The sequence below is a fragment of the Rathayibacter sp. AY1A4 genome (genome assembly GCF_002930955.1).
Classification (GTDB): domain Bacteria; phylum Actinomycetota; class Actinomycetes; order Actinomycetales; family Microbacteriaceae; genus Rathayibacter.
Genome location: NZ_PSTN01000032.1, coordinates 20,258 through 27,628, shown reverse-complemented (window position 1 = coordinate 27,628; position 7,371 = coordinate 20,258). Strand labels below are relative to the sequence as shown.

Here is a 7,371-nt window from a genome sequence, read left to right as displayed (position 1 = left end):
GCCTGGGGGCTGATCGGGGACGGCGGGGGGCCCGGTGGAGTCGGGCCAGCCGCCTCAGCCGGCCGAGCGGATCCCTCCGGTCGGACCCCAGGCGACTCCGGTGCCGCCGGCGTCGCCCTGGTAGTCGTCGGGCGAGAGGGTCATGCCGCTCGCGACGAAGTCCGCGGTCGCCGCGCAGTCCGTGACGACGACGTCGCCGTCGGAGCGCGCGAGCCCGTAGAGGCAGACGGACTCGTCGGCGAGCTCCGCGGCCGAGAAGGAGTCGAGGCTGAGGGTGGCGAAGTAGTCGACTCCGGCGATGCTGCCCAGGTAGCGCGTCGGCCCCCAGTGGAAGACGCGGAGGCTCGCGAGGGTCGACAGCGGGCGCGTGGCGACGTCGTCGGGGACGGCCCAGGGCTCGGTGAAGACCTCCAGCGACGGGCGAGGGGCCAGCGCGACGGAGGCGGCCGTGCCGAGGGCGGCGAGCCCGAGCACGGCGACGAGGGCGGCGATCACCCCGAGGCGGCGGCGCGGGCGGGGCGTGGCGGAGGCGCGGGAGTCGGCGTCGGCGCCTCCGGTGGTGTCGCTGCGCTCGTCCCCACCGCCCCGGCCGCTCGCCGTCCCGCGGCCGATCCGGCCCTGGGCCGCTGCGGGTCCGACGGACGCGGCCAGTCCCGCGACCGCGGCGTCGAGCGCCTCCTCCCGCTCGCGGAGCTGCGCGCGCAGCCGTGCCAGCTCCTCGAGCGCCGCGGGGTCCGCCTCCGCGCTGAACGCCCGGCGCTCGAGCGCGGCCCGCTGCCTCCGCTCCTGCGGCGACGCGCCGTCGCGGCGCCGCTGCAGGGCGGCCCGGCCGCGACCGCGACCGCCCAGGGCCGCGTCGAGCGCCGCCTCCGTCGCGGGATCGAGCTCGTCGAGCAGCCGCGCCGCGCGGGCCGGCGTGACCGCGGTGCCGACGGACGCCGGCACGTCAGCCCCGGTCGCGGACGGCGCGCGCCAGCGACTCGAGGCGCTCCCGGTACTCCGGCCACCACTCCTCCGGCACCGGCGGGAGGTTGTCGCCGGGCGTCCGGAGTCCGACCCGCCCGTCGATCAGCTCGCGGACGATGTCGGCGTGGCCGGCGTGCCGGTGCGTCTCCGCGGTGATGTGGACGAGGATCCGGTGCAGCGTCACGTCGCGGTTCGTCCACCAGGGGACCTGCCCGGGAGCGTCGAGCGGGAGGGCCGCGACCGTCGCGTCGGAGTGGGCCCACACGCGGCGGTACAGCGCGACGACGTCGGCCGTCGACTCGTCGGCCGTCGCCCACATGTCCGAGTTCGGCTCCGACTCGTCCTCCATCCACGGCATCGGCTCCGGGAACGGCCGCCCGAACACGGCGCCGAGGTAGCCCGCCTCGGTGCCCGCCACGTGCTTCACCAGGCCGAGCAGGTTCGTGCCCGTCGCCACCAGCGGCCGCCGCACGTCGTACTCGTCGAGCCCGTCGAGCTTCTGCAGCAGGGCGTCGCGCCCCTCCTGCAGGTAGCGGAGGAGGGTCTGCTTCGCGTCGTCGCTCATCCCCCCAGCCTGCCGCGCCCGTCCGAGTCGCGCCAGAGCGGCGCCGGAGCCGCGCCGTGCTCAGATCGCAGCAAGGAGCGCCCCGCGAGCACCGGGATCCGCGGATCCACGGGCCGCGCGAGCGACCCCTCCTGCGGTTTGGACGGGGTCAGGCCGGGACGCCCGCTCCCGCCCGCTGGACCCGGGTGCCGACGAGGCGCTGCGAGGAGGCGTCGACAGCGGCGGCCGGGCCGACCAGCTCGAGCGCCGCCTCCGTCTCGCGCGTCGCGCAGTCCGGGCCCACCCACAGCTCGACGCGGCCGGGCTCGACGATCCGCACGCCCTCGCGTCCGGTGAAGGCCAGGCGCGCGGCCGGGACCTCGAAGCGGACCTCCGCCTCCTCGCCGGGCTCGAGCGCGACCCGCGCGTAGCCGAGCAGCTGCGCCACCGGCCGGGTCACGCTCGCGAACACGTCACGGGCGTACATCTGCACCAGGTCGGTGCCCGCCCGCTCGCCCGTGTTGCGGACGCGCACGGTCGCCGTGAAGGAGCCGTCCGTCGCGGCGGACTCCTCGACCGCCAGCTCCGTCCGGGCGAAGGTCGTGTACGAGAGCCCGTGGCCGAACGGGCGCACCGGCGTGCTGTCGGCGGAGGTCACGTCCGACGGCCCGCCGAGGATCGGGTGCAGGTACGAGAACGGCTGCGCTCCGGCGGAGCGCGGCAGCGAGACCGGCAGGTGGCCGGAGGGGTCGACCCGTCCCGAGACGACGCCCGCGATCGCGCCGGCGCCCTCCTCCCCCGGGAAGAACGCCTGCAGCACGGCGGCGGGAGCCGACGGCCCGTCGAGCGCCCAGCCCACGGCGTAGGGGCGGCCGGTCAGCAGCACGAGCACGACCGGGGTCCCCGTCGCCACGACGGCCTCGACCAGCTCGCGCTGGCGGCCCGGGAGCTCGAGGCTCTCGACGTCGTTGCCCTCGCCGACCGTGCCGCGGCCGAACAGGCCCGCCCGGTCGCCGACGACCACGATCGCCACATCGGAGTCGGCGGCCGCCCGGACCGCCTCGGCGATCCCGGAGTCGTCGTCCCCCTCGACCGAGCAGCCCTCGGCGAGCAGCAGCTCGGCCGAGCCGAACTCGTCGGCCAGCGCGTCCGCGACCGTCGGGATCTCGAAGCCCAGCGGCACGCCCGGGTGGTGCGCCAGCACGTGGTTGGCGAAGGAGTAGCAGCCCATGAGCGCGGGCGCGCTGTCGGCGTTGGGGCCGATCAGCGCGAGGCGGCGCGGCGCAGCGAGCGGCAGGACGCCGTCGTTCGCGAGCAGAACCACCGACTCCTCGGCCAGGCGGCGGGCGATGTCGCGGTGGGCCGGCGAGTCGAGGTCGATCGACTCGGGGGCGTCGTCGAAGCGCGCGTCGAGCAGGCCGAGCCGCTCCTTCTGCGCGAGCACCCGCAGCACGGCCCGGTCGACGAGCGCCTCGTCGGCCTCCCCGGCCCGGATGCGCGCGGCCAGCGGAGCGAGGAACGCGTCGCCCGTGGGCAGCTCCACGTCGATCCCCGCGGCGAGCGCCAGCTCGGCCGCCTCGCCCAGATCGGCGGCGACCGCGTGCATGAGGTGGAGGAACGCGACCGAGAAGTAGTCGGCGACGACCACGCCGTCGAAGCCCCAGCGCTCGCGCAGCACGCCCGTGAGGTAGGCGGGCGTCGCTCCGACCGGGTCCCCGTCGATCTCGGCGTAGGAGTTCATCACCGAGCGGGCGCCCCCGTCGCGGATCGCCATCTCGAACGGCGGCAGCAGCACGTCCGCGATCTCACGCGGTCCGGCGTGCACCGGCGCGTGGTTGCGGCCGCCGCGGGAAGCGGAGTAGCCGATGAAGTGCTTCAGCGTCGCGTCGACGCCGGTGGACTGCAGCCCCTGCACGTACGCGGTGCCGATCGTGCCGACCACGTACGGGTCCTCGGCGATGCACTCGTCGACCCGGCCCCAGCGGGGGTCGCGGATCACGTCGAGCACGGGCGCCAGGCCCTGGTGGATCCCGAGCTCGCGCATCGAGCCGCCGATCACGGCGCCGAGCTCGGCCACGAGCTCCGGGTCGAACGAGGCTCCCCAGGCGAGCGGAGTCGGGAACGTCGCGGCCTGCCAGGCGGCGAGCCCGGTCAGGCACTCCTCGTGGACGATCGCCGGGATGCCCAGCCGCGTCTCCTCGACGAGCCGGCGCTGCTCCGCCCACAGCCACTGAGCGCGCTCGAGCGGATCGACGGGGCGCGTGCCGTAGACGCGGGTCAGCTGGCCGATCCCCTCGCGGGTCGCCTCGGCGTACCCGGTCGAGGTGGCCATCTCGCCGGCGAGCGGGGCGACGACCTCGCCGCCCTGGTCGACCCAGTAGCCGACCAGCTGGGAGAGCTTCTCCTCCAGCGTCATCCGGCCCAGCAGCTCGGTGGTGCGGGCGGACGGAGCCTGTGGGTCCTCTGGTGCGTGCGGTGCGGTCACGGTGCGACCCTCTCTGCGGGTGGGGCGACGGGTGCGGACGGGACGGGGGACGCGGCGGACGGGCGGAGCGATCCGCTCATCCCTTCACCGCCCCCGTCAGCCCGCCGACGATGCGGCGCTCGAAGACGCTGAAGAAGATCAGCGCCGGGATCATCGACAGCGACACGAAGGCCAGCACCTTCGCCGTGTCGACCGAGTACTGCGACGAGAACGCCTGCACTCCGAGCGGGAGGGTGAAGATGGACTCGTTGTTGAGGATGAACAGGGGCAGCAGGTAGCTGTTCCAGCTCGCGATGAACGCGAGGATCCCCGTGGTGATCACGCCGGGCATCGCCAGGCGCACGACCATCCGGAAGAAGAAGCCGATCCGGCTGCAGCCGTCGATGAAGGCCGCCTCCTGGATCTCGTCCGGGATCGCGCGGAGGAACGGCACCAGGATGATGATCGTGGTCGGCAGGCCGAACGCGATCTGCGGCAGCACCACTCCGGCGAGCGAGTTCATCAGGCCGAGGCTCTTGATCACCAGGTACAGAGGAGTGATCGCCACGGTCATCGGGAACATCAGGCCGGCGGCGAAGAGCGCGTAGAACACGCCCCGGCCGGTGAAGTCGTAGCGGGCCAGGACGTAGCTCGCCATCAGGCCGAGCACGACCACGCCGAGCGTCGTCGCGAGGCCGGCGATGGTGGAGTTGCCGACCTCCTGCCAGAAGACGCCGCCGGTGATCACGTCGAGGTAGTTCTGCACGTTCCACGGCGAGGGCAGGCCCGCCGGGTCGGTGGTGATCTGCGCGTTCGTGCGGAAGCCGCCGAGGATGATGTAGGCCACCGGGGCGAGCATCAGCGCGATCACGACGATCGCCACGACGTAGGCGATCGTCGTGCCGCGGCCCAGGGGCTGACGACGCCGCTTCACCGCGAGAGGCCGAGGGGTCTCCGGAGTGATCGGCGGGGCCGTCATCGTCGTGCCGGTCATCGCTTGTCTCCCGTCAGTGCGCCCGCCGTGTCGCGCCGGAGCACGAAGCGCTGGTAGAGCAGCGCCACCACGAGCGAGATCAGGAACAGGACCACCGCGACGGCGTTCCCGTACCCGTAGTTGCCGGCGTTGCGGCCGTTGGTGACCAGGTAGATCGCCATGGTCGAGGTGCCCGCGGTCGAGGACACGTACTGGCCCCAGATGATGTAGACGAGGTCGAACAGCTGCAGTGCGCCGATGATCGACAGGAACGCCCAGATCCGCAGGGTCGGCGCGAGCAGGGGCAGGGTGATCCGCCGCTGCACCTGCCAGTAGGAGGCGCCGTCGATGGCCGCGGCCTCGGACAGCTCCTCGGGGATGCCCTGCAGACCCGCGAGGAAGAGGATCACGGCGAAGCCGATGTACTTCCACGTGATGATCAGCATCAGCGTCCAGATCGCGATCGCCGGATCCGAGAGCCAGTCCTGCTTCAGCGCGCCGAGGCCGACCTTCTCGAGCAGGCCGTTGACCGCGCCGCTGGTCTGGAGCATCAGGCTCCAGCCGGTGCCGACGACGACCTCCGAGATCACGTACGGCACGAAGATCAGGACGCGGATGATCGACTGCCCGCGCAGCTTGCGGTTCAGCAGCAGCGCCAGGAGGATCGCGACCGGCCCCTGGAGCACGAGCGAGAGCACCACGATGATGCCGTTGTGCGCGAGGGCGTCGTGGAAGGTGGGGTCCTGCAGGATCGTCAGGTAGTTGCGGAAGCCGACGAAGTCCGTCGGCACTCCGTAGCCCTGCCAGCTGAAGAAGCCGTAGTAGGCCGCCATCACGACCGGGAAGATCACGAAGGCGAGGAAGACGATCAGCGCCGGGCCGACCAGGAGCGCGATCTCGAAGCGCCCCGCCCAGCCCACGCTGCGGCGGCGCCGGCGCACCGGAGGCGTCGAGGTGACGCCTCCGGTGCGCGCGGTCCCGCGGGGCTCATCCACTCCGAGGAGCGGGCTCTCGCGGAGTGCCATGGTGGCTAGGCCTTCGCCGCGGCGGCGTTGACGGCCTCGACCAGCTGCTCGGGGTCGCTCTTTCCGGCCAGCAGGTCGACGACTCCGACGTTCAGCGCGTTGCCGACGTTGAGGCCGTAGACGGTGTCGAGCCACTGCGAGACGTACGGGGCCGAGTTGTAGGCCTCGAGGATCTGCTGCAGGTACGGCTCGGTGACCGCCTCCTGCGCCACGGTGTTCACCGGGGGCGCGTTGAAGGCCGCGTAGTACTCCTTCTGCACGTCGGAGGTGGCCAGGTAGTTGAGGAAGTCGACGCACTCGTCGGGAGCGCCCGCGGAGCAGGAGTAGCCGTCGACGCCGCCCATGATCGCGCCGGCCTCGCCGTCGCCGCCGTCGATCTCGGGGAAGGGGAACCAGCCCAGGTCGGGCAGCGGCTTCTCGTCGGGGGTGAGAGAGGCGATCACGCCCGGGTCCCACGCGCCCATGAGCTCCATCGACGCCTGGTGGTTGGCGAGGAGTCCGGCCGAGCTGCCCGCGCCCTGCTGGGCGGCGGTCGTGAGGAAGCCCTCGTTGAACGGCTCGGTGGCCGCGAAGTCCTGCAGGTCCTCGCCCGCGCGGACCCAGCAGTCGTCCGAGAAGTCCTTGGTGTCGGCCGCCTCAGCCATGGTGTCGGCGCTGCACTCGCGGAGCGCGAAGAAGTAGTACCAGTGCGCGGCGGGCCAGGCGTCCTTCGCGCCGAGCGCGACGGCCTGGGCTCCGCTGCCCTTGATCTTGGTGATCGCGGAGTCGAGCTCGTCGATGGTCTTCGGCGTCTCGGTGACGCCCGCCGCCGTGAAGAGGTCCTGGCTGTAGAACAGGCCGCCCGGGAGGACGGCGACCGGCATCGCCCAGACCTTGTCGTCGAGCGTGTTCGCCGAGAACGAGCCCTCGGGGATCTCGCTGCGCGCCTGGTCCGAGATGCCGCCGGTGAGGTCCTTCAGCTGTCCGCCCGCGACCATGGCGGCGAGCTTGCCGCCTCCGCGCTGGAGGAAGACGTCGGGGGCGTCGCCCGAGTTGAGCGCCGTCTGGAGCTTGCCGTCGAGATCCTCGTTCTGGATGGCCTGCGACTCGATGGTCACTCCGGGGTTCGCGGCCTCGAAGTCCGCGATCGTCTTGTCCCAGAACTCCTGGCCGGGGCCCGTGGTCGAGTTCTGCCAGAGGGTCATCGCGACGGTGCCGTCGCTCGATCCCGAGTCCTGAGCCGAGCAGCCGGTGAGGGCCGCGACCGTGCCGAGCAGGGCTGCTGTCGCCACTGCGATCTTCCTGAACTTCATCGTCCAACCGTTCTCTTCATCGAGGGCGCCGCCTGGTGCACCGGCGCCGTGGGGGTTCCCGCCTTCGCGGGTGGAGTCAGTGTCCGCAGTGCTTGCGAAAGTGGTCA

The 7,371-nt window shown here is 72.8% G+C and carries 6 protein-coding genes; all 6 read right to left on the bottom strand.

The genetic code is table 11. The features are described 5' to 3' along the window. Positions 1 to 54: 54 nt before the first annotated feature. Positions 55 to 945, bottom strand: a complete 891-nt coding sequence (locus tag C5B92_RS17420; protein WP_181028847.1) for a hypothetical protein — start codon at positions 943 to 945, stop codon at positions 55 to 57. Between the two features lies 1 nt (position 946). After that, positions 947 to 1,531: a DinB family protein gene (locus C5B92_RS15125; protein WP_104239177.1), complete on the bottom strand. Its 585-nt coding sequence runs from the start codon at positions 1,529 to 1,531 to the stop codon at positions 947 to 949. 148 nt (positions 1,532 to 1,679) lie between these two features. After that, entirely contained in the window at positions 1,680 to 3,926 is a 2,247-nt protein-coding gene (locus C5B92_RS15120) for a glycoside hydrolase family 3 N-terminal domain-containing protein (RefSeq protein ID WP_104350554.1), read from the bottom strand. 145 nt (positions 3,927 to 4,071) lie between these two features. Beyond that, on the bottom strand, positions 4,072 to 4,968 hold the full coding sequence (locus C5B92_RS15115) for a carbohydrate ABC transporter permease (protein WP_104350553.1): 897 nt from the start codon (positions 4,966 to 4,968) through the stop codon (positions 4,072 to 4,074). Beyond that, positions 4,965 to 5,972: a carbohydrate ABC transporter permease gene (locus tag C5B92_RS15110; RefSeq protein WP_104226347.1), complete on the bottom strand. Its 1,008-nt coding sequence runs from the start codon at positions 5,970 to 5,972 to the stop codon at positions 4,965 to 4,967. The genes C5B92_RS15115 and C5B92_RS15110 overlap by 4 nt, the downstream gene beginning before the upstream one ends. A gap of 5 nt (positions 5,973 to 5,977) precedes the next feature. Then, on the bottom strand, positions 5,978 to 7,264 hold the full coding sequence (locus tag C5B92_RS15105; protein WP_104350552.1) for an ABC transporter substrate-binding protein: 1,287 nt from the start codon (positions 7,262 to 7,264) through the stop codon (positions 5,978 to 5,980). Positions 7,265 to 7,371: the final 107 nt, after the last annotated feature.

Bases quoted from the DNA above. Each gene is read 5' to 3' on its own strand.
- C5B92_RS15125 (WP_104239177.1), bottom strand. From the start codon at position 1,531: ATGAGCGACGACGCGAAGCAGACCCTCCTCCGCTACCTGCAGGAGGGG.
- C5B92_RS15120 (WP_104350554.1), bottom strand. From the start codon at position 3,926: ATGACGCTGGAGGAGAAGCTCTCCCAGCTGGTCGGCTACTGGGTCGAC.
- C5B92_RS15115 (WP_104350553.1), bottom strand. From the start codon at position 4,968: ATGACCGGCACGACGATGACGGCCCCGCCGATCACTCCGGAGACCCCT.
- C5B92_RS15110 (WP_104226347.1), bottom strand. From the start codon at position 5,972: ATGGCACTCCGCGAGAGCCCGCTCCTCGGAGTGGATGAGCCCCGCGGG.
- C5B92_RS15105 (WP_104350552.1), bottom strand. From the start codon at position 7,264: ATGAAGTTCAGGAAGATCGCAGTGGCGACAGCAGCCCTGCTCGGCACG.